Genomic DNA, 22,534 nt, shown 5'->3' with positions numbered 1-22,534 from the left:
TGTAATTTACTTGTTAAAACATTTCTGCAAAATAGTAAATCATTTGGCTAAAATAATATCTTTGTTTCTAATTTTAAACCAATGGAAGTTTTATTACTATATTTTTTATTTATAAATGTTCTCGTTTTTATTTTCGCTGGATATGACAAATCTCAAGCTCGAAAAAATAACCGAAGAATTCCTGAAAAAACCTTGTTTCTGATGGCTTTAATTGGAGGTTCACCGGGGTTATTAACAGCGATGTTGCTATTTAGACATAAAACGAGTAAAACTTCTTTTATTGTGAAGTTTGTTTTGATTTTAGTAATTCAAGCATCACTTATAATTGCCTTTCTGAATTACAAAAAGTAGATATTAACATTGTTGATAACTCAAAAAATAGTGTTTTTACAAAACTTTAAATAATTGAATTATAAATACTTAAATAAAAAACCGGGCAAATTAAAAAATCGGCCCGGTGTGTTTATTACTAGGTGCGAAGCACCGAATTTTTTTTTGACTTTTTATGCACAAGCAATTTTATTCACTCTATTTTGGTGTCTGCCACCTTCAAAAGCGGTATCAAGGAAAGTTTCAACGATTTCAACAGCCTGATGAATTGAAGTAAATCTTGCTGGAATACTCACAATATTTGCATCATTGTGTAAACGAGTTAAATAGGCAATTTCTTTAGTCCAGCATAAACCAGCTCTTACTTTAGGGTGTTTATTAACAGTCATTGCAATTCCGTTACCGCTTCCGCAGATAACGATTCCAAAATCAGCTTTTCCTTCAGATACATCATTTGCCACCGGATGTCCAAAATCAGGATAATCCACAGAAGCATCAGTATCTGTACCATAGTTAGTTACTTCATATCCTCTAGCATTCAGCATTTCAACAATTGCTTTTTTATATTCTGGTCCTGCGTGGTCGTTTCCTATCGAAATTTTCATTTTTCTATACTATTAAGTTGTGTTATGCAAATTTACTCAATTAATAAATGGTTGCTACGAATTACACCAATTTTCACAAATTATTTTCTTTTTCAATACTATATAAACATTCCAATATAAGTTCGTACACATTCGTGTAATTCGTTTCAAAAAAAACAAAATCACAACTATCTTACTGTCAAAACCTTATAGGTTATTAACAATTTTGACAACTCTATAACTATCTCATAATCAATGAAGAATAAACAGAATATTTGTTAAAATTTTGAGGTGTTAATAGGAGTTTGTAATTGCTTGATATTCAATTAACTTTAAGTTAACAGAAAATGTTAATAAGTTCGAAAAGAAAATTAGAAGTTTTTTTTGGTTGTTTCAAAAAAATACCTAATCCAAAACTTGATTTTAATATGCAAGAAAAGTTTCGTGAATTTTTGGAAAAGTTATCAATATCAAAAATACCATTTTCAACAGAAATCAACATATCAACTTATCTACAAAATCAATTCAAATTTGGTTGTCAACCGTTGTTAATTAAAATACAAAAAGTCTTATAAATTAATCATTTAACTAAAAATAACTATGTTGATAACTCAAAATAACTAAGAGAAACTTCATTTCAATACTTTTAAAAATAAATTTATTCGACATATTAACACACTATAATAACCAACAAATTTTTTTAAATTTTTAAAAATCTTTTTTGTTGTATTTAATATATGTTGAAAACTAAAAAAGTTGAAAAGGAAAAAATTTTTTTGATGAATTGAATTTTACTCTTTTTTTGAGTTTGTTTGAATCTGTTTCAGACAATTTTGAGAGGATTGTTGAGATTGTCCAGAATTTGTTGGACTTCTTCGAAATCGTTTGGATGAACTTTGAGTTTGATGCCACCGAGTGCGTTGGAGTAAAACGGCATGACAGAGAGTGTCATTTCGTTTTCAAAAAAGAACGGAATTCCTTCTTGCTCTAGTAAGTGTTTGAGAACTACGGTTTCGTGCAGATAATTGAATACGGCAATCGTTTTGAAGCTTTCCATTTTAGGTCTTTTTGTAAATGTACGAAAAGTTATAATTTTAATAATTCTATTTGTTAAAATCTGTAATCTGATTTCTTATTCGTAATTTTAAACCTTATTAGAAAAGATATATGAGTAAGAAAATTAGAAAGCCGATAAAGAAGGAGAAAGATTTCTCTGGAAAAATACTTAAGATTTTATCGCAAAATGCTAATAAACCTTTCAATTACAAACAAATAGGAGCTAAGCTAGAATTAGATGATACAAATAGTAGAAATCAGATTATAAAAGAACTAAAGATTCTTGCTGCTCAAAAGAAGATTATAGAAACAGAACCTGGAAAATACTTGATTAAAGCAGTAAGCCAGGATTACTACGAAGGAACAATAGATATGACGAGCAGAAAAACGGCATATTTTATTTGTGATGAATTTGAAGAAGATGTTTTTATTCCGTCCAATAATTTGAATCGTGCATTAGATAAAGACAAAGTAAAAGTTTACGTTTATAACCGTAGAAAAGGAAAAAGACCTGAAGGTGAAGTAATTGAAGTGGTCGAAAGAGATAAAACAGAATTTGTTGGTGTAATTGATATGCAGCCAAATTTTGCTTTTGTTTCTACTGCAAATCCTAAAATGTATACAGATATTTTTATCCCTAAAGATAAAATTGGTGAAGCAGAAAATGGTGATGTTGTTTTAGTTAAGATTGAAGACTGGCCAAAAAGAGCAGATAGTCCATTTGGATCTGTAATTAGAGTTTTAGGTAAACCTGGAGAACATAATACTGAAATCCATGCTATTTTAGCTGAATATGGCTTGCCAGCAGATTTTCCTGTTGAAGTAGAGGTGTTTGCACAAAAACTGGACACTTCGATTCAGGAATCTGAAATTGCAAAACGTCGTGATATGCGTGATACACTTACGTTTACGATTGACCCAAAAGATGCAAAAGATTTTGATGATGCCTTGTCTTTCAAAAAGTTAGAGAATGGAAACTTTGAAATTGGAATTCATATTGCCGATGTTTCGTATTATTTAGAAGAAGGAACAATCTTGGATGATGAAGCGTATCAAAGAGCTACTTCGGTTTATTTGGTCGATAGAGTAGTGCCAATGCTTCCAGAAGTATTGTCTAACTTTGCTTGTTCACTTCGTCCAAATGAAGAGAAATATACATTCTCTGCTGTATTTGAAATTTCGCCAACTTCACAGGTTATTAACCAATGGTTTGGAAGAACAGTAATTTATTCAGATCAACGTTTTGCTTACGAAGAGGCTCAGCATATTATTGAAACAAAAGGAAATAATACTATTCCAGTTGATATTTCTATTACTGGAGAATCGTATGTAGTTTCAGATGAAATTGTTGAAGCCACTTTAAAATTGGATGAATTAGCTAAGATTTTAAGAAAGAAAAGAATGCAGCAAGGCGCTATTTCTTTTGATAAAGTAGAAGTGAAATTTAATCTTAATGAAGAAGGAGAACCAGAAGGAGTATATTTTAAAGTATCAAAAGATGCCAATCATTTGATTGAAGAATTTATGCTTTTGGCTAATCGAAAAGTAGCAGAATATATTGGAAAACAAAAGAAAACCTTTGTTTACCGTATTCACGATGAACCAAACGAAGATAAACTGGTTGCCATGCAAACCGTAATTGCTAAGTTTGGTTATAAAATTGATTTTAGGACAAAAGGCGATATAGCAAAATCAATAAATGCTTTGATGGAAGAAGTAAATGGTAAGAAAGAACAAAATCTTATTGATACTCTTGCCATTAGAAGTATGAGCAAAGCCAAATACTCGACTGACAATATTGGCCATTATGGTTTAGCTTTTGATTATTATAGCCATTTTACATCGCCAATACGTCGTTATCCAGACGTTATGGTACACCGTTTGTTACAATACTATTTGGATGGAGGGGCTTCTGTAGATGAGGAAACTTACGAAACCAAATGTCTGCATTGTTCAAACATGGAAAGTTTAGCTACTAATGCTGAGCGAGATAGTATTAAATACATGCAGGTTAAATACATGCAAGATCATCAAGATGAAGAATTCCTTGGGGTTATTTCTGGTGTTACCGAATGGGGAATTTATGTTGAAATCGTTTCTAATAAATGTGAAGGAATGGTAAGAATCAGAGAAATAAAAGAGGATTACTATACTTTTGATGAGAGACAATATGCATTGGTTGGAGCAACTTCAAACCGTTTACTGCAGTTAGGAGACGAAATTTATGTGAAAGTAAAAAATGCCGATTTAGTTAAAAAACAACTTGATTTTCATTTTTTAAGAAGAGCAGAATAAATAATTAATTTAAAAATAAAAGTATGAGAAAGCTAATTATTGGAGCAGCAATTTTATTTGTACAAATGTCTTTTGGTCAGGTTACCAAAGAGTTAGGTGATTTTGATAGCGTAAAAGTATTTGATAAATTAAGTGTAAAATTAGTTCAGTCATCTGAAAATAAAATTGTTATCAAAGGAGCAAGAGAAGCAGAGGTTGAAGCGGTTAACAAAAATGGTATTTTAAAATTAAGAATGCCTTTCCCAAAACTTTTGTCTGGAAATGATCTCGATATTACATTATACTACAAACATTTAGAACTTATTGATGTTAATGAAGGAGCAGAGGTAAAAAGCAGTGAAGCTATCAAAGCAACTTCTTTTAAAGTAAGTGCACAAGAAGGAGGTGTTATTAATGTTGATTTGAATGTTGATAAACTCAAAGTAAGCTCTGTTTCAGGAGGTTCTATCACTTTGACAGGAAAAGCAGAAAATCAAGTTGCAAGTTTAGGAGCAGGAGGTTATTTGCTTGCTAGTAAATTAGAGACTTCTCAGACTACTGTAAGCGTTTCTGCGGGCGGAAAAGCAGATGTTAATGCTTCTACCCTTGTCGACGCAAAAGTGAGCGCAGGAGGCTCTATTTACATTTATGGAAAGCCAAAGCAAATAAACCAAAAAACTGTTTTTGGCGGTAAAATAGAAGAAGTAAAATAACAAGTAGTAATTGATGATTAATGATATTCTAGCGGGACTTCCCTGGGGACTTGTTCTTAGTTTTATGGTAGTGCCTGTATTTTTTGTTTTATTAGAAACCAGTATTACAAAAGGATTTAGAGCTGCGATGGTTTTTGATCTTGGAGTAGTACTAGGTGATATTTTTTTTATTGCTATTGCTTATCTAGGAAGTTACCGTTTGATTTCGAGTTTAAAAGACGATCCAGCGCTTTTTATTTTTGGAGGAATAATTATGCTTTCCTACGGTATTATTTCGTTTGTAAAACTAAAGAAAGAGGAAAAAATAAACGATGAAGAAATTGATCGTGACATTCTGAAAAGAAACTATGGTAGCTTGTTTGTAAAAGGCTTTTTACTGAACGTTATTAACATTGGAGTTTTAGGCTTTTGGTTAGCAGTAATTATCTCTGTACTAACCAAAGTTAGATATGCAGACTTCAAGAATGATGACCTTTTTTGCTGCAGTAATTATCACTTATTTATTAATTGATTGTGCTAAAATTTTATTAGCCAAACAGTTAAAATCGAAAATGACTCCGACTAATATTCTTAAAATTAAAAAAGGAATAAGCATTGTTTTAATGGTTTTCGGATTTGCTTTAGTAATTCAAGGATGGTTTCCAAAAGAAAAAGAAATGGTTAAAAATGCTTTCGAAAGAATAGAGAAAAAGTAGTTGTTAATAACTCAATAATATAAAATCAAACCTCTGAATTTCAGAGGTTTTTTTTGTGTTTATAACGTTCATGCAGGTATAACTTTGTCAAAGTTTTAAACTTTGACAAAGTTATTTACACAAAGTTTGTCATTTCGAAGAAGGAGAAATCTTCGCAAGTAACTCCGCAACTATTTTCCAATCTTTGTCGAGCTTCTCACGAAGATTTCTCCTTCGTCGAAATGACAAGATTGTGCAAAAATGAGAAACCCGACAGGTTTTTAATACTTGTCGGGTTTATGTACAAACTTTAATAATTAATTTTTTCTAAAAATTAAACATAAAAAAACTTCAAATTGCTTTGAAGGTTTGAGGCATCGTTCGGATTCGAACCAATATATTTTAATTAATTTTTTTTAAAAATTAAGCATAAAAAAAACCTTCAAATTGATTTGAAGGTTTGAACATTGTCCGGATTCGAACATAAATCTTTATCTAATTTTTTCTAAAATTAAACATAAAAAAAAACTTCAAATTGCTTTGAAGGTTTGAGGCATTGTCCGGATTCGAACATAAATCTTTATCTAATTTTTTCTAAAAATTAAACATAAAAAAACCTTTAAATTGCTTTGAAGGTTTGAGGCATCGTCCGGATTTGAACATAAATCTTTATCTAATTTTTTCTAAAAATTAAATATAAAAAAACCTTCAAATTGCTTTGAAGGTTTTAAGGTATCGCCTGGATTCGAACCAATATATTTTAATTAATTTTTTCTAAAAATTAAATATAAAAAAAACCTTCAAATTGCTTTGAAGGTTTTGAGGCATCGTCCGGATTCGAACCGGAGTAGGAGCTTTTGCAGAGCCCAGCCTAGCCGCTCGGCCACGACGCCATTACTTGAACGGTTGGCAAAAGTAACTAAAATCTTTAAATTTCAAAAGTTTCGAATGAACTATTTTAAAAAAATACAGATTTAATTAGAATGATTACTTTCTAATTTCCGTCATTTTTATAGTAACTGACTCAACATCACCACCAATAGGCGGATTTATTTTAGAAACCCAAACTGTAGTTTTTTCTACTGTTTCTATCTCTGCCAGCACACGAATATTGATTCTTTTGGCAACATGCTCTAATAAATGCGAACGAATTGCCATTTCTTCGGCTACAATTTTGTTCAAATGAACATAATCAACAGTATCTAAAAGATGATCTGTTTCTGCTGATTTCTGTAAATTAGTTTTAATTTTTAGATCGACAGTATAATCAGATCCAATTTTTCCTTCTTCAATTAAACATCCGTGGTAAGAGAAAGTGCGAATGTTTTTAAGTTTAATAACTCCCATTTTTTATAATTTTATTCTTGTGGTGTTTGGATCTTGGTAATTGGATGTTACAGCGTATAAAGTAACTATTTTGTTAACTTCATCAACTGTAAAATGAATAGTGTAAGGAAATTTTTTCAAAGGTAGGGTTCGAACAGTATTGTATTTTTCTTCAAAAAAAGGAAAAGTATGTAAAGTTTCTACGTATTCTTGATACTCATTGAAGAATTTTGTTCCTAGTCCGTTTGAAAGAGATTCGTAGTATTCTGCAATTTCATCTACTTCTAAATCAGAGCGTAAGAGAATAATTATTTCAAACATTACTATTTATTCCATTTAGCGTTGAGTCTTTTTTTAGATTCTTCCCAGCTTACAAAATCCTCTGGTTTGGCATTCTTTATACGATCTAAAACCATTTCTTGCTGCCATAACGGAATTTCATTCTCAATATTTTCATTTATAGAAACATCTGGAATGTGTTTAAAAAAACTTATAAAAGTTTCGTAAAAATCGTCTGGAATTGTAACAGTTAATTGTCTCATAATTCTGAATATTTATACAAAAATACTAATAAAATTAATTTCGAGTTTCGGCTTTAACGTTTCATGTTTTGTGCCACTTAAATAACTTTAAACCTAAAAGCTGGAACCTTTTTTTTATCTTTGCTAAAATTACTATAAAATAATGGCATCAGAAGAGAAATCACTCAATTTTATTGAACAAATCATAGAGGAAGACGTAAAATCAGGTCTTTCAAATACTAAACTTCGCTTTCGTTTTCCACCAGAACCTAATGGTTATTTACACATTGGGCACGCAAGTTCTATTGCGTTAAATTTTGGTTTAGGAATTGACTATCAATCTCCTGTGAATTTACGTTTTGATGATACAAATCCTGAAAAAGAAGAACAGGAATTTGTTGATGCTATTAAAAAAGATGTAGAGTGGCTAGGATATAAATGGGCAGAAGAATGTTATGCATCAGATTATTTCCAACAATTATATGACTGGGCAGTTTTCTTAATTAAAAAAGATAAAGCTTATGTTGACAGTCAGACTTCTGAAGAAATGGCGATCCAGAAAGGAACTCCAACGACTCCAGGAACTGATAGCCCTTACAGAAATCGTTCTGTTGAAGAAAACTTAGATTTATTCGAAAGAATGAAAAACGGTGAATTTGAGTCTGGTACACATATTCTACGTGCAAAAATTGACATGAAATCAACAAACATGTTAATGCGTGATCCAATTATGTACAGAATTTTGCATAAAGAACATCACAGAACTGGAGATGCTTGGAAAATCTATCCAATGTACGATTGGGCACATGGACAAAGTGATTATTTAGAGCAGATTTCTCATTCGTTTTGTACACTTGAATTCTTGCCTCACCGTGAATTATACGATTGGTTTTTAGATCAGATTTTTGATGATAATAAATTGCGTCCAAAACAAAGAGAATTTGCAAGACGTAACTTATCGCATACCGTTGTTAGTAAAAGAAAATTACAGCAACTAGTTAAAGAAAAGCATGTTAACGGTTGGGATGATCCGAGAATGTCAACCATTTCTGGATTAAGAAGACGTGGTTATACAGCGGCTTCTTTGCGTAATTTTGCCAATACAATTGGTATTGCAAAACGTGATAATTTAATAAATGTATCAGTTTTAGAATTCTGCATTCGTGAAGATTTGAACAAAATTGCACCTCGTGTAATGGCTGTGTTAGATCCTGTTAAACTTGTAATTACCAATTATCCTGAAGGAAAAGAAGAGTGGCTAGAAGCTGAAAACAATCAAGAAGATGAAAGTGCAGGTTTCAGAAAAGTGCCATTTTCTCGTGAGTTATACATCGAAAGAGAAGACTTTTTGGAAGAAGCTCCAGCTAAATTTTTCCGTTTAACTTTAGGAAAAGAAGTTCGTCTTAAAAATGCTTATATTATTAAAGGTGAATCAGTTGTAAAAGATGAAAACGGAAATATTACTGAAATTCATGTAACGTATGATACCGATTCTTTGAGTGGAAGCGGAACAGAAGCAAGCCAAAGAAAAGTATCTGGAACATTGCATTGGGTTTCAATTCAGCATGCATTAGAAGCAGAAGTTCGTTTGTATGATCGTTTGTTTACAGATGAGGCTCCAGACAGTTATAAAGAGAAAAATTTCTTAGATTTTGTGAATCCAAATTCTTTAGAAATTGTAACTGGATATGTTGAACCAAGTTTATCAACAGCTCAAAATGAAGATAAATTTCAGTTTCAACGTTTAGGTTATTTTACTGTTGATAAAGACTCAACTACTTCAAAATTAGTATTTAACAAAACAGTTGGATTAAAAGATGCTTGGGAAGAAAAGGGTAAAAAAGAAGAAAATAGCATCAATAATTCTTTGAAAGATATCAACAAATATTTTAAAGTTGAGAGTAAACCAGAGCGTATTGCAATTGAAAGTGCGATAGGGGAGAACATAAAAAACATCTCTACTTTTTCACTTTTACAAAATTCTTTGAAGAAGAATATCAACAATAATAAGGCTTCGCTGTTGTTTTCTCAGTTTATTTTGAAGTATTCAAAGTGGAAATCAACAGATTTTGAAGAAGAAGATATTAAGAAATTATATTCAATGTCTCTAAAAAGTGAATCTACTTATGTAAGATCAAAAGCACTTTTAAATTTGAGAGATATTGAAAATGAAAGTTTCAAAAATCAGTATGATGATGAAATTTTGAAATTATATTCAAATCCACCAAAAAATGCTTCTGAAAGAGAAATTGAAATTCTTTCTGAAATGGTAAAGAAGTAATATCAACTAAATTTATGAAAAGCGCTTTTATAAGCGCTTTTTTTTATTATATAGATTAACTATTGAAATATGTAAATTTATAATTTTTATAGATTAAAAGTGACTTTCATAAATTGATTTTAATGAAAAATAAAATTATGTTGGATAAGGAATTCATTTTTTAATTTTTCGTTTATTTAGAAGCTTTATTTGAGTTTTGGCTTCTTTTAAGTCCCAATTTTGTTCGAAAAGTAATTTTAATAAATTAAATTTATAAATATAATATTTAAAATTAATTTTACTTATTATTTATAAAATCTATTATATTTGAAATTTATATTTATTTTATAGATTAAAATTGACTCTCATAAATTAATTTTAAGAGGAAATAAAAAATGGTTAAATAGAGAAGACCTTTTTTTAATTTTCATGCAGCAAAACTCCTTATTTCATTTTTTTGCTTTTTTGACTCCAATTTTCTTCTCCAAATCTGAAAATTTCAGTTTTTTCCTAATTTTTAAAATTTTGACTTCAATTTTTAATTTATAAGTTTTATTTATTGATATTTTTTAATTTTAGTATTTAATTATTATTTACTAAATTGATCATAAAATTAAAAATAATAGTTTTTATATATTGATTTTAACCTTCATAAATTGATTTTAAGACGTTTTTTAAACTTGATTGATAGATAACTCATTTTTTAGATTATTGTTTATTTACGGTCTTTATTTAACTTTTTACTGTTATTTTAGTCAGTTTAACGGCTTGTTAACACACAATTGTTTATAAAGTTGCTATTTTTAACTCAATACCAAAAGTCAGAGATGATTTTTGTAAAAAATTAAAATTTGCCGTAAAGAATCTAAGTTGAAATTTATTGTTTTTAGAAACTCGTAATTTTTATAACAATAGATTTTCAAAACTGATTTCCTAAAAAGACAATTTTATGTTCTGATTTTTATTATGATGTAATTTTGATAATATTTCCCGTAAAAGATATTTTTTCAAATTGTATCATAATGTACAAAATTCCATAATGTTGAATTTGAGTGAAAGTTTAGTTTTTAAATTTCAGGTCTGACAATTTTTAATTTAAATCTAATTATCATGAAAATTTTATATTTCGCAGTAGCGCTATTATTTGCAAATGTTGCAATTTCGCAAACACATCAAATTACAAAACACAATGGAGAACAACTTGATGTAAATTTTATTAAAAACGAAAATGGCTTTGTTTATTATTCTTTAAATGGAAGTTCTGAAGAAATCAAAATTAGTAAACATGCTGTTTCATCAATTACAAACAAACAGAGTAAACAAACTCAGAAAGTTTCTGATAAAATAGTAGTGGATTCAAAAGATGATTACAAAATGGTAACTGTTCTTCCACAAGAAAAAACAATAGGACTGAAACAAGTTGCTAGTTTTACTGGTGTCTCAACAAGGACAAAAGGGGAACCGCCAATTGCAAATCAGAACCAGACTGCTATGAGAATCAAATCTAAGTCAGCTTCAAATGGATATCCGTTTGTTAGCATTGTTGAAAAAGCAGATGGTAAGTATGAAGCTGTAGCTTATGTGTATTAATAATATTGTTAATTTTGTATAAATTACAATTAATCAAAGTTTTATCATTTTAAAAAAGAGTATCTTTATTAATAATTTTAAATTGTAACTATCATGTCTAAGAATTTAAATACAGCAGCAGCAATTTTAGCTGCAGCAGCTGCAGGAGCGGCAATTGGAATTTTATTTGCTCCAGATAAAGGATCAAAAACTAGGGCAAAAATTAAAGAAGGTATCGATGATGCCAAACATAATCTGAAAGATTCTTTTGATGCCAGCTCTGAAGTTCTTCGTGAAAAATTTACGAGTGCTACTCATAATCTTGACGGAACTTTGAATGAGTTACTTTCTAATGTCAGCCATAAAACAGAAGAAGTAATCACTTTTTTAGAAACTAAATTGGCTGATTTAAAAGCACAAAATGCTAAATTTCAGAAATAATAATTTTATAAAGCACATTACTTGCTTATTTTTATAAGAAAGTAATGTGCTTTTTTTTTATCTAAAATTTTAATTATGGCTTTTGAAGAATTAAAAGAAAACACTGAAAAAGTTCAAGATCAGGCTAAAGAATATATTGATAGTCATTTAGCTTATTACAAACTTTGGGGTTTTAAGGTTGCAATGAAATCGACAACTTTGATCTTTAAGTTTACCTTGATTTTATTATGTTTCAGTATGGTTATGATTTTTGGATCTTTTGCCGCAGCGTACGCTTTTGGTTCTTTGTTTGAAAGTAATGCCCTCGGATTTTTGGCAGTAGGAGGGATTTATCTTTTCTTTACCATTTTACTTTTCTTTCTAAAGGATAAGTTTGTTGAAGGACCAATTTTGGAGAAATTTTCAGAAATCTTTTTTAATGATTAATTATGGAAAGAAAAAAATACTCTTCGTATGCTGAGATTGAAAGAGATCTGGAAATTCTAAAACTAGAAAAAGAAATCAATTATCAAAAATTGGTTTTAAGTTTTCAGAAAACTAAGGAAAGCATAACACCGCAAAATATTGTAAATGGTTTTATTTCATCTTATACAGGTTATGTTAAAAAATCATTTCCAGAAATTTTACAATCTATTTTACCATTTGTGATCAATTGGTTTATAAATAAAAAAAGAGGCAATTAAGCCTCTTTTTTATTTTGTAAAATTATTACTGAACATCTGGTTGAATGTCATCTTCATAACCAGACTGTGGCTGAATAGGTTTTGGTTTCTCTACTTTTTTATTGTGTTTTTTCATCATTTCGCCAACTTGGTTTGATGCTGTAAATGATGCAACCATATTATTCAACATGTCACTACCAGCTTGTGGAGAATTTGGAAGTAAAATTAGATTAGAATTAGCATCAGCTCCAATTGCTTGTAAAGTATCATAATGTTGTGTTACGACAATTAAAGCAGAAGCTTCTTGAGAATTGATTCCAACTTGGTTCAAAACTTCAACACTTTCTACAAGACCTCTTGCAATTTCACGACGTTGATCTGCAATACCTTGACCTTGCAAACGTTTACTTTCTGCTTCGGCTTTTGCTTTTGCAACGATTCTAATTCTTGAACTTTCAGCTTCAAATTCAGCAGCCGTTTTTTCTCTATCAGCAGCGTTGATTCTATTCATTGCATTTTTTACTTGAATGTCTGGATCAATATCAGTAACCAAAGTATTGATAATGTCATATCCGTAAGTAGACATTGCTTCGTTCAATTCACGTTTTACGGCAACTGCAATATCATCCTTTCTTTCAAAAACATCATCCAATTTTAGTTTAGGAACTTCGGCACGAACGACATCAAATACGTAAGAAGTAATTTGATCGTGTGGATATTCAAGTTTATAAAAAGCTTCATATACTTTTTCTTGAATTACTTTGAACTGAACAGAAACTTTCATTTTAATAAAAACGTTGTCTCTGGTTTTAGTTTCGATGATAACATCCAATTGCTGAATTTTAAGATTTACTCTTCCGGCCAATCTATCAACCAACGGAATTTTAAGTTGTAATCCTGAATTTCTTACACTTTGAAATTTTCCAAATCGTTCGATAATAACAGACGATTGCTGTTTTACAGTAAAGAAAGACGACATGAAAATGAAGAATGCCAATACTAAAAAGATAATAAATGCTGTACTCATGGTTATTTAGTTTAATTTATGAATTTCGGTAAATTACGAAAATTCTTCTAAATTAAAATTTTAAAACATTAAAAAAACGCTAAGAACATTTTTGAGATGTTGCTTAGCGTTTGTTTTTTTAACCACTATGGTATTAAGAAAATTAAGATCAAAGCTTTGTCAAGAGAATTAAACTTAGCTTTATGAACTTTTAAGTTCTGTTTTTTACCATCAAGAAATGCTTAATTAACTTAATATCTTAATGGTAAAATTTTTTACAAAGAAGAAATTGCTTTCTGAATTCTAGAAATAGTTTCTTCTTTTCCAATGATTTCAACAATGTCAAATAGGTGATGAGCTTTTAAGTGCTCCAACCAAACTTAGACGGAAAGGTTGCATTACTTTACCCATTCCGATTTCATTTTTGGTTAACCAATCTTTTACAATTGTTTCAATATTTGCAGAAGTAAAATCTTCGATATTTTCTAAAACAGAAATTAGTTCTTGCATTAAAGTAGGAGTTTCTTCTTTCCAATTTTTACTTGCTTTTTCATCGTATGATGTTGGAGCCTGAAAAAAGAAATCAGTCAGATCCCAAAAATCAGAAACAAAGTTTGCTCTTTCTTTGATAAGTGATACAATGCGAGTTGTCACTTCGAGCGGAGTCGAGAAGCCTTTTTCTTCTAAAATAGGAGAGAAGGTTTTGGCCAAATCAGCATCATTTTGTTTTACTAAATATTGGTGATTGAACCATTTGTTTTTCTCTGGATCAAATTTTGCTCCAGCTTTGTGAACTCTGTTTAAGTCAAAAGATTGAGCCAATTCTTCTAAAGAGAATAATTCTTTATCTGTTCCGTCATTCCATCCTAGCAAAGCAAGGAAATTTACAACTGCTTCTGGAAAAAATCCTTTTTCTCTATAACCAGATGAAACACCTTCTTCAGTTTTCCATTCTAATGGAAATACTGGGAATCCCATTTTGTCTCCATCTCTTTTTGATAATTTACCATTTCCAATTGGTTTTAAAATCAAAGGTAAATGTGCAAATTCTGGAGCTTCCCAACCAAATGCTTTGTATAATAAAACGTGAAGAGGCATAGATGGTAACCATTCTTCGCCACGAATTACATGTGATGTTTCCATCAAATGATCATCGACAATATTGGCTAAATGGTAAGTTGGCATTCCATCACTTTTGAACAAAACCTTATCATCCAAAAGATTAGTTTCAAACTTCACATCTCCACGAATGATATCTTTCAAATGTAAAATTTCATCAACCGGAGTTTTAAAACGGATTACATAATGCTCTCCATTTGCAATTCTCTTAGCAGTTTCTTCTGCAGAAATAACTAGAGAAGTATCTAATTTTTCACGATTGTGGTGATTGTAAATAAATGTTTTTCCTTCAGCTTCATGCTCATTTCTTAATGAAGTTAAAGATTCTGGAGTATCAAAAGCATAATAAGCCCAACCAGAATTTATCAACTGATCTGCATATTGTTGGTATAAATCTTTACGTTCGCTTTGTCTGTATGGACCAAATTTTTCATTTTTTCCAACCGTTTCTTCAGGAGCAATTCCTAGCCATTCAAGAGCTTCCATAATGTAAGCTTCTGCACCTGGAACAAAACGAGTCTGATCTGTATCTTCAATTCTCAGATAAAAAACACCATTATGTTTTTTTGCAAATAAATAATTAAATAGGGCAGTACGAACTCCGCCAATATGTAACGGTTGCAGTCGGACTTGGTGCAAAACGCACACGAACTTGCTTTGACATTTGTTTAAATTTTGTTGCAAAGATACGTTTTATGATTTTAGATTTCGGAATGTTGATTTTAGATTTTGAAATCTTAGAACCTTAGCGTCTTAGTAACTTAGAATCTTAAAAAGGTATTATTATAATTACTACTTTTATAGGTTATAATTAAAACAGATTTATTTTGAAAACATCATCTGCGATATATCAAAAGCTAGAGGCTTTCATTAAGAAATATTATACCAACGAATTGATAAAAGGGATATTACTTTTTACTGGTTTTGGTTTATTATATTTTCTATTTACGCTTTTTGTAGAGTACTTTCTTTGGTTAAAACCTCTTGGAAGAACTTTTCTATTTTGGTTATTTGTTGGAGTTGAAGTTTTCCTTTTCGTTAGTTTAATTATTTTTCCTTTGTTTAAATTATTCAAACTTCAAAAGGGAATTGATTATACTCAAGCTTCAAAAATTATTGGAAATCATTTCACGGAAGTGAGTGATAAGCTGACGAACTTTTTGCAATTGTCTTCTGAAAATAATAATGAAAGTTCAGAATTGGTTTTGGCTTCGATCGAACAAAAAGCAAATTCTTTGCAACCAATTCCGTTTGGAAATGCAATCAATTTTAAAGCAAATAAAAAATATTTACCATTGGCTTTAGTTCCAATTTTACTTTTTGCGGTGTTTTATATTTCTGGAAATAGTAATATTATTTCGCAAAGTTTGAATAGAGTAGTGCATTTCAATTCTGCCTTTTTACCGCCAGCTCCTTTCAAATTTGTGGTTTTGAATTCGAATTTGCAAGCAGAGCAAAACAAAGATTTCGTGATCAAAATGGAATCTGTTGGGAATGTAGTTCCAGAAAATGTAATGATTCATATTGGTGATGAAAGTTATTTTATGGAATCTTCTCAACCTGGAAAGTTTGAATTTAAAATTGAAAAACCTTCTGAAAATATTCAATTTTCTTTTGAAGGAAATTCAGTTGTTTCAGAGGAATATGAATTGAAAGTAATTACTGTTCCGTCAATTGCAAACTTCGAGATGGTTTTGAATTTTCCTTCTTATCTAAAGAAGAAATCAGAGACAATTCAAGGAACTGGAAACGCAATAGTACCTGAAGGAACAACTGTAACTTGGAAAATGAACACCAAATCTACACAAGAAGTAGCATGGAAAAGAGATAATGAAGTTTTCAAGTTTAATAAGGTAGAAAATGAGTTTAAATTGGCTAAAAATATTAGTCAAAATACAGAATATCAAATTCTTACGTCTAACGATAAGGTTAAAAACTACGAGAAATTAGACTATCAGCTGTCTGTAATAAAAGATCAGTTTCCAACCATCAATGTGGGGCCAGCGCCAGATAGTTTGAAGTTAGATAAGAACTATATTCTAGGTAGATTGGGTGATGATTATGGACTTTCGAAACTGCAAATTGTATACTATGAACGTAACAAACCTCAGTCTGCTAAGCGTGGAAATATTCCTGTAAAGGCTGGAATATTTGATCAGTTTGTTTTTAATTTTCCAAGCAATCTCCCAGTAGAAGAAGGAGTTTCATATGAATACTATTTTGAAGTTTTTGATAACGATGCACCACACGGATTTAAGTCTACAAAGTCTTCTACATTTTCAGATCGTGTAGCTACAACAGATGAAATTCAAGATCAGGAATTACAGCAACAAAATCAAAATATTAATAGTTTATCTAAATCTTTGAAGAACCAAACAAAGCAGATTTCAGAAATGGATAAGCTTCAGAATACCGGAAAAGAAAAAGATAATTTAGAGTTTAAAGATCAGCAGAAGATCAATGATTTTATCAAACGTCAGAAACAACAAGACGAAATGATGAAACAATTCTCTGAAAAAATGAATCAGAATTTAGATAAATTCAAAGATGATAAGAAGGATAAAACTGCTGAAGATTTGCAAAAGCGTTTGGATAATGCACAGAAAGATTTAGAGAAGAATCAGAAATTATTAGACGAATTAAAGAACTTGAATGATAAATTAAACAGCGAAGAACTGTTTGATAAGATGGAAAAGTTCAAACAAATTAGTAAAAACCAATCTCGTAATTTAGAGCAATTGGTTGAGTTGACCAAGCGTTTTTATGTTTCTAAGAAAGCAGAACAAGTTGCTGAGAAACTAAATAAACTGTCGGAACAACAGGAACAGTTATCTAATAAAGAGAAAGAAAATACGAAAGAGAAGCAAGATGAAATCAATAAATCTTTTGATAAGATTCAGGAAGATTTAAAAGATTTGAAAGAGGAAAATAAGACTTTGAAGAAACCTTTGGATATTCCATCTGATGCTTCTAAAGAAAAAGATGTAGACAATGATCTTAATAAAGCTTCTGAAGAATTGAGCAAAAAGAATACTTCTGCGGCTAAGCCAAAGCAGAAAAGTGCGGCTAAGAAAATGAAGTCTATGGCTCAAGAAATGCAGAGCGAAATGGAAGGTGGAGAACAAGAACAATTGGAAGAAGATGTAGCAATGCTTCGTCAGATTCTAGATAATCTTTTGGCTTATTCTTTATCACAAGAAGATGTGATGAAACAGTTCAAAGCAATGAAATTGGGTTCCTCTACATTTACAAAAAACATCAAGATTCAGCAGAATTTGAAACAGCAGTTTCGATATGTAGATGATAGTTTGTTTGCACTTTCATTACGTAACCCAAAGGTTGCAGAAGACGTAACTAAAGAAATTGGAAATGTACAATACAATATGGACAAGGCGATTGAAACTTTAACTGATGTTCAAATTCCAAGAGGAGTTTCACACCAACAATATGCAGTTTCATCTGCTAATAAGTTAGCCGATTTCTTGAGTGATTTATTGAATAATATGCAGATGTCTATGTCTAAACCGGGAGCGGGAAAACCTAAACCAGGAGACGGACAAGGAATGCAATTGCCTGATATTATTCAGAAACAAAAAGGACTTGCTGATAAGATGAAAGAAGGTATGAAACCTGGACAGCAATCTGGAGATAAACCTGGAGAAGGTAAAGATGGAAAGTCTGGACAAGGGCAAAATGGACAAGGAAAAGAAGGTCAGGGTAAAGAAGGACAAGGTAACAAAAGTGGAGATAAAGGTTCTTCTGGTAAAGAGGGTAAGAGCGGAAAAGGAGAGAAGAACGGTAATGAAGGAGAAGATGGAGAAGGAGATGCAGAAGCTATTATGGAAATATACAAGGAGCAAGTTAAACTTAGAGAAGCATTGCAAAAGGAGTTAGCAAAGAAAGGTTTGGATGCGCAAGGAAAATCTATAATAGACCAAATGAAACAATCTGAAAAGCAGATTTTGAACAAAGGATTTAAGAATGAGAACCTGCAACGTATATTAAATATCCAACAAGAATTGTGGAAATTAAACAACGCAGTTCAGCAACAAGGGCAAGATACACAAAGACAATCTGAAACTAATAAGGCTGAATTTAGTAATCGTTCAAATGCTTTGCCAAGTTCATTATTGGAATATTTAAACAGCGTTGAGATATTAAACAGACAATCACTACCTTTGCGCTCGAATTTTAATCAAAAAGTTCAAGAATACTTTAATACAAAATGATAAATTTTAATTACGAAACAGATTTTACTTTAGGAGACGAGCAGGCTTTTAGTGACTGGCTAAGCTCTGTAATTGTTTCTGAGAATAAGAATGAAGGAGAGATCAACTATATATTTTGTGATGACGAATATCTACATAAGATCAATGTTGAATATCTAGATCACGACACGCTTACAGATATTATTAGTTTTGATTACTCTGTTGGTAACGAGTTAAATGGAGATATTTTTGTTTCTGTAGAACGTGTTGCAGATAATGCAAAAGACTTCAATGTTTCATTTGCTGAAGAACTTAAAAGAGTGCTATCTCATGGTATACTACACTACTGTGGATATAAAGATAAGTCGGAGGAAGAAGCTCAATTAATGAGGCAAAAGGAAGAAGAGAAGATGAAGATGTTTCACGTGGAACAGTAATTAAATCTCTTTTGATATATATGTTCCACGTGAAACGTTTTTGGTTTTTGATTTTTAAAACGTTCCACGTGAAACATATTTAAGAAGAATACAAGAATTTTATAACGTTCCACGTGGAACGTTAAAGTAATGAAGTTGAATAAAAGATTAAATCGTTCCACGTGGAACGATTTTTAGGTTTCAATTTTAGAGAGAATGAAGAAGATGTTTCACGTGGAACATGGTTAAAAAATGTTCTTTGGAAGTTTAGAATGGAAGTTTAGAATGGAAGTTTAGAATGGAAGTTTAGAATGGAAGTTTAGAATGGAAGTTTAGAAATGTTTCACGTGAAACATTTCTTTTGGAAGTTCTGTTTGGAAGTTCTGTTTGGAAGTTCTGTTTGGAAGTTCTGTTTGAAAGTTCTGTTTGAAAGTTCTGCTTTGAAAGTTCTGCTTTGGAAGTTCTGCTTTGAAAGTTCTGCTTTGAAAGTTCTGCTTTGAAAGTTCTGCTTTGAAAGTTCTGCTTTGAAAGTTCTGCTTTGGAAGTTCTGTTTGGAAGTTCTGATTTGGAAGTTCTGATTTGGAAGTTCTGCTTTGGAAGTTCTGATTTGGAAGTTCTGCTTTGGAAGTTCTGATTTGGAAGTTCTGATTTGGAAGTTCTGATTTGGAAGTTCTGATTTGGAAGTTCTGATTTGGAAGTTCTGATTTGGAAGTTCTGATTTGGAAGTTCTGATTTGGAAGTTCTGATTTGGAAGTTCTGATTTGGAAGTTCTGATTTGGAAGTTCTGATTTGGAAGTTCTGATTTGAGAGTTCTGATTTGAGAATTCTGATTTGGAAGTTCTGATTTGGAAGTTCTGATTTGAGAGTTCTGATTTGAGAATTCTGATTTGAGAGTTCTGATTTGAGAGTTCTGATTTGAGAGTTCTGATTTGAGAGTTCTGATTTGAGAGTTCTGATTTGAGAGTTCTGATTTGAGAGTTCTGATTTGAGAGTTCTGATTTGAGAGTTCTGATTTGAGAGTTCTGATTTGAGAGTTCTGATTTGAGAGTTCTGATTTGAGAGTTCTGATTTGAGAGTTCTGATTTGAGAGTTCTGATTTGAGAATTCTGATTTGAGAGTTCTGATTTGAATGAAGTAAAATGTTTCACGTGAAACATTTTTATTGATTCCAGAATTTGAGAATTCCAGTTGACACGTTCCATTTTGAACTTGAAACCTGAAACTTCAAAACTTGAAACAAAATATAAAGTTCCACGTGGAACAAGAAAGAAATAATTTAATTCTAAAAACCGCTAGCGGTTTTTAGAGAATAATAAAACAAAATGTTTTTAGAAGAATACGATGTTATTGTGGTTGGTGCAGGCCATGCTGGTTCTGAAGCTGCGGCTGCGGCTGCAAATTTGGGATCGAAAACTTTATTGGTTACAATGAGTTTGCAAAACATAGCACAGATGTCTTGTAATCCTGCCATGGGTGGAATTGCAAAAGGACAGATCGTTCGTGAAATTGATGCGCTTGGTGGTTATTCAGGAATCGTTTCAGATAAAACTGCGATCCAGTTCAAGATGTTGAACAAATCAAAAGGCAACCTGCAATGTGGTCGCCAAGAGTTCAAAGTGATAGAATGCGTTTTGCAGAAGAATGGAGAATGATGTTGGAGGCAACTCCAAATCTTGATTTTTATCAAGAGATGGTAAAAGGGTTGATTATTGAAGACGGAAAGATAAAAGGAATTAGAACTTCACTTGGTGTGGAGATTCGTTCCAAATCTGTGGTTTTGACAAATGGTACTTTTTTGAACGGTTTAATTCATATTGGAGAAAAACAATTCGGAGGAGGAAGAGCAGGAGAAAGTGCTGCAACTGGAATTACCGAAGATTTGATTAAGGTAGGTTTTGAAGCAGGAAGAATGAAAACAGGAACGCCACCTCGAGTAGATGGGCGTTCTTTAGATTATTCTAAAATGAATGAAGAAAAAGGAGATGCAAAGCCAGCTAAGTTTTCTTATTCAGATGTGACTGCTCCGTTAACGCATCAACGTTCTTGTTACATGACATACACTTCGTTGAATGTACATGATATTTTGAGAGAAGGTTTTGATCGTTCTCCAATGTTCAACGGAAGAATCAAAAGTTTAGGCAACAAGATATTGCCCGTCGATTGAAGATAAAATAAATCGTTTTGCAGATAAAGAGCGTCACCAATTATTTGTTGAGCCAGAAGGATGGAATACTTGCGAAGTTTATGTAAACGGATTTTCAACTTCGCTTCCAGAAGATATTCAATTTAAAGCGCTCCGTTCTGTTGCAGGTTTTGAAAATGTAAAATTCTTTAGACCTGGTTATGCTATCGAATATGATTTCTTTCCGCCAACGCAATTGAAACATACTTTAGAAACGAAACTAGTTGAAGGATTATATTTCGCAGGACAGATCAACGGAACAACCGGATATGAAGAAGCAGCTTCTCAAGGTTTGATGGCTGGAATAAATGCACACTTGAAAGTACATGAAAAAGATCCATTGATTTTAAAACGTGACGAAGCGTACATCGGAGTTCTAATTGATGACTTGATTACAAAAGGAACGGAAGAACCATATCGTATGTTTACATCAAGAGCAGAATATAGAACTTTGTTGCGACAAGATAATGCCGATTTCAGATTGACTCCAATGTCATACGAAATTGGTTTAGCTTCTGAAGATCGTTTACGAAGAATGGAAAAGAAACTAAACGAATCTGAAAAGATGGTTCAATTCTTCAAAGAAACAAGTGTTACAATTGCCGAAACAAATCCGATTTTAGAAGCGAAAGAATCAGCTCCAATTTCTCAAGGAGATAAAATGTTTAAGATTTTCTCTCGTCCACAAATTGAATTAGAAGATATGTTGAAATTTGAAAAGGTTTCAGCTTATATTAAAGAAAATGATTTGGATGAAGAAATTGTAGAGCAGGCAGTAATTCAAGTTAAATATTCTGGTTATATCGAAAAAGAAAGAAATAATGCAGATAAATTGAATCGTTTGGAAGAAGTAAAAATTCCAGACAATTTCGATTATAATAAAATTAAATCAATGTCTATTGAAGCAAAACAGAAATTAAGCAAGATTCGTCCTGTAACCATTTCGCAAGCTTCAAGAATCAGCGGAGTATCACCAAGTGATATTTCCGTGCTTTTGATTTATATGGGAAGGTAAATAATTTTAGATTTTAGATTGCTGATTTTAGATAATTGTAATATTTTCAAAATGACTTGTTCCACGTGAAACTATTTTTCGGTTTTTTATTTTCAGAATCCATTATAAATCTAAAGTCAGAAATCTAAAATTTTTGCTGTTCCACGTGAAACCTTTTGAAGATTTTCATGAAAAAGTA

The 22,534-nt window shown here is 31.3% G+C and carries 17 protein-coding genes, 1 tRNA gene and 3 pseudogenes; 12 read left to right on the top strand and 9 right to left on the bottom strand.

What is annotated here, in order from left to right; genetic code table 11:
• Positions 1-81 precede the first annotated feature (81 nt).
• On the top strand, positions 82-351 hold the full coding sequence (locus tag ACPWTF_RS12665) for a DUF1294 domain-containing protein (protein ID WP_427875690.1): 270 nt from the start codon (positions 82-84) through the stop codon (positions 349-351).
• 152 nt (positions 352-503) lie between these two features.
• On the opposite strand, the gene rpiB is transcribed toward ACPWTF_RS12665, so the two are convergent.
• Complete coding sequence (gene rpiB / locus ACPWTF_RS12660; protein ID WP_427875689.1) at positions 504-935, bottom strand: ribose 5-phosphate isomerase B; 432 nt, start codon at positions 933-935, stop codon at positions 504-506.
• Positions 936-1,737: 802 nt separating this feature from the next.
• Complete coding sequence (locus ACPWTF_RS12655) at positions 1,738-1,971, bottom strand: putative signal transducing protein (RefSeq protein ID WP_095930570.1); 234 nt, start codon at positions 1,969-1,971, stop codon at positions 1,738-1,740.
• Between the two features lie 110 nt (positions 1,972-2,081).
• Between ACPWTF_RS12655 and rnr the strand changes: the two genes are divergently transcribed.
• The 3 genes and pseudogenes from rnr to ACPWTF_RS12640 all read left to right on the top strand — a co-directional run bounded on the left by rnr (position 2,082) and on the right by ACPWTF_RS12640 (position 5,652).
• On the top strand, positions 2,082-4,265 hold the full coding sequence (gene rnr, locus ACPWTF_RS12650) for a ribonuclease R (RefSeq protein ID WP_427875688.1): 2,184 nt from the start codon (positions 2,082-2,084) through the stop codon (positions 4,263-4,265).
• A 23-nt stretch (positions 4,266-4,288) separates the two neighbouring features.
• The gene (locus ACPWTF_RS12645; protein ID WP_427875687.1) at positions 4,289-4,957 is read left to right on the top strand and encodes a head GIN domain-containing protein; all 669 of its coding nucleotides are present in this window, start codon (positions 4,289-4,291) and stop codon (positions 4,955-4,957) included.
• Positions 4,958-4,970: 13 nt separating this feature from the next.
• A pseudogene (locus ACPWTF_RS12640) lies at positions 4,971-5,652 on the top strand (LysE family translocator).
• A gap of 801 nt (positions 5,653-6,453) precedes the next feature.
• Here the strand turns inward: ACPWTF_RS12640 and ACPWTF_RS12635 are convergent.
• The 4 genes from ACPWTF_RS12635 to ACPWTF_RS12620 all read right to left on the bottom strand — a co-directional run bounded on the left by ACPWTF_RS12635 (position 6,454) and on the right by ACPWTF_RS12620 (position 7,499).
• Positions 6,454-6,524, bottom strand: a tRNA-Cys gene (locus ACPWTF_RS12635).
• Positions 6,525-6,618: 94 nt separating this feature from the next.
• Positions 6,619-6,978: a dihydroneopterin aldolase gene (gene folB / locus ACPWTF_RS12630; RefSeq protein WP_095930566.1), complete on the bottom strand. Its 360-nt coding sequence runs from the start codon at positions 6,976-6,978 to the stop codon at positions 6,619-6,621.
• A 3-nt stretch (positions 6,979-6,981) separates the two neighbouring features.
• The gene (locus ACPWTF_RS12625) at positions 6,982-7,278 is read right to left on the bottom strand and encodes a hypothetical protein (RefSeq protein ID WP_427875686.1); all 297 of its coding nucleotides are present in this window, start codon (positions 7,276-7,278) and stop codon (positions 6,982-6,984) included.
• A gap of 2 nt (positions 7,279-7,280) precedes the next feature.
• Entirely contained in the window at positions 7,281-7,499 is a 219-nt protein-coding gene (locus tag ACPWTF_RS12620) for a hypothetical protein (protein ID WP_427875685.1), read from the bottom strand.
• Positions 7,500-7,641: 142 nt separating this feature from the next.
• Here ACPWTF_RS12620 and ACPWTF_RS12615 point away from each other — a divergent pair, with 142 nt between their 5' ends.
• The 5 genes from ACPWTF_RS12615 (at position 7,642) to ACPWTF_RS12595 (ending at position 12,431) form a co-directional block, all read left to right on the top strand.
• Positions 7,642-9,759 (top strand): glutamine--tRNA ligase/YqeY domain fusion protein, encoded by a 2,118-nt coding sequence (locus ACPWTF_RS12615; protein WP_427875684.1) that lies wholly within the window; start codon positions 7,642-7,644, stop codon positions 9,757-9,759.
• A 1,089-nt stretch (positions 9,760-10,848) separates the two neighbouring features.
• Entirely contained in the window at positions 10,849-11,328 is a 480-nt protein-coding gene (locus ACPWTF_RS12610; RefSeq protein WP_095930163.1) for a hypothetical protein, read from the top strand.
• A gap of 93 nt (positions 11,329-11,421) precedes the next feature.
• The gene (locus ACPWTF_RS12605) at positions 11,422-11,748 is read left to right on the top strand and encodes a YtxH domain-containing protein (RefSeq protein WP_095930164.1); all 327 of its coding nucleotides are present in this window, start codon (positions 11,422-11,424) and stop codon (positions 11,746-11,748) included.
• Between the two features lie 75 nt (positions 11,749-11,823).
• Positions 11,824-12,174, top strand: coding sequence for a competence protein (locus ACPWTF_RS12600; RefSeq protein ID WP_250834653.1), 351 nt, complete (start codon positions 11,824-11,826; stop codon positions 12,172-12,174).
• A gap of 2 nt (positions 12,175-12,176) precedes the next feature.
• Entirely contained in the window at positions 12,177-12,431 is a 255-nt protein-coding gene (locus ACPWTF_RS12595) for a DUF6327 family protein (protein WP_427875683.1), read from the top strand.
• A gap of 25 nt (positions 12,432-12,456) precedes the next feature.
• Here the strand turns inward: ACPWTF_RS12595 and ACPWTF_RS12590 are convergent, their stop codons facing one another.
• Both ACPWTF_RS12590 and gltX read right to left on the bottom strand, forming a co-directional pair.
• Complete coding sequence (locus ACPWTF_RS12590; RefSeq protein WP_427875682.1) at positions 12,457-13,437, bottom strand: SPFH domain-containing protein; 981 nt, start codon at positions 13,435-13,437, stop codon at positions 12,457-12,459.
• A gap of 254 nt (positions 13,438-13,691) precedes the next feature.
• Positions 13,692-15,199 (bottom strand): annotated as a pseudogene (gene gltX / locus ACPWTF_RS12585) (glutamate--tRNA ligase).
• A gap of 163 nt (positions 15,200-15,362) precedes the next feature.
• On the opposite strand from gltX, the gene ACPWTF_RS12580 reads away from it, so the two are divergent.
• Both ACPWTF_RS12580 and ybeY read left to right on the top strand, forming a co-directional pair.
• Positions 15,363-18,764, top strand: a complete 3,402-nt coding sequence (locus tag ACPWTF_RS12580) for a hypothetical protein (protein WP_427875681.1) — start codon at positions 15,363-15,365, stop codon at positions 18,762-18,764.
• Complete coding sequence (gene ybeY / locus ACPWTF_RS12575; RefSeq protein ID WP_427875680.1) at positions 18,761-19,180, top strand: rRNA maturation RNase YbeY; 420 nt, start codon at positions 18,761-18,763, stop codon at positions 19,178-19,180. Before ACPWTF_RS12580 ends, ybeY begins: the two co-directional genes overlap by 4 nt.
• Before the next feature lie 311 nt (positions 19,181-19,491).
• On the opposite strand, the gene ACPWTF_RS12570 is transcribed toward ybeY, so the two are convergent.
• Positions 19,492-20,361 carry a hypothetical protein gene (locus ACPWTF_RS12570; RefSeq protein WP_427875679.1) on the bottom strand — a complete coding sequence of 290 codons (870 nt, stop codon included), beginning with the start codon at positions 20,359-20,361 and terminating at the stop codon, positions 19,492-19,494.
• Positions 20,362-20,481: 120 nt separating this feature from the next.
• On the opposite strand from ACPWTF_RS12570, the pseudogene mnmG reads away from it, so the two are divergent.
• Positions 20,482-22,356: pseudogene (mnmG, locus tag ACPWTF_RS12565) on the top strand (tRNA uridine-5-carboxymethylaminomethyl(34) synthesis enzyme MnmG).
• The last annotated feature ends 178 nt before the right edge of the window (positions 22,357-22,534 follow it).

This window comes from Flavobacterium sp. MMS24-S5 (genome assembly GCF_050320125.1).
GTDB classification, from domain to species: Bacteria; Bacteroidota; Bacteroidia; order Flavobacteriales; family Flavobacteriaceae; genus Flavobacterium; species Flavobacterium tyrosinilyticum.
The sequence above is the reverse complement of the archived record's forward strand: the minus strand, read 5'-3'. Positions and strand labels throughout refer to the sequence as shown.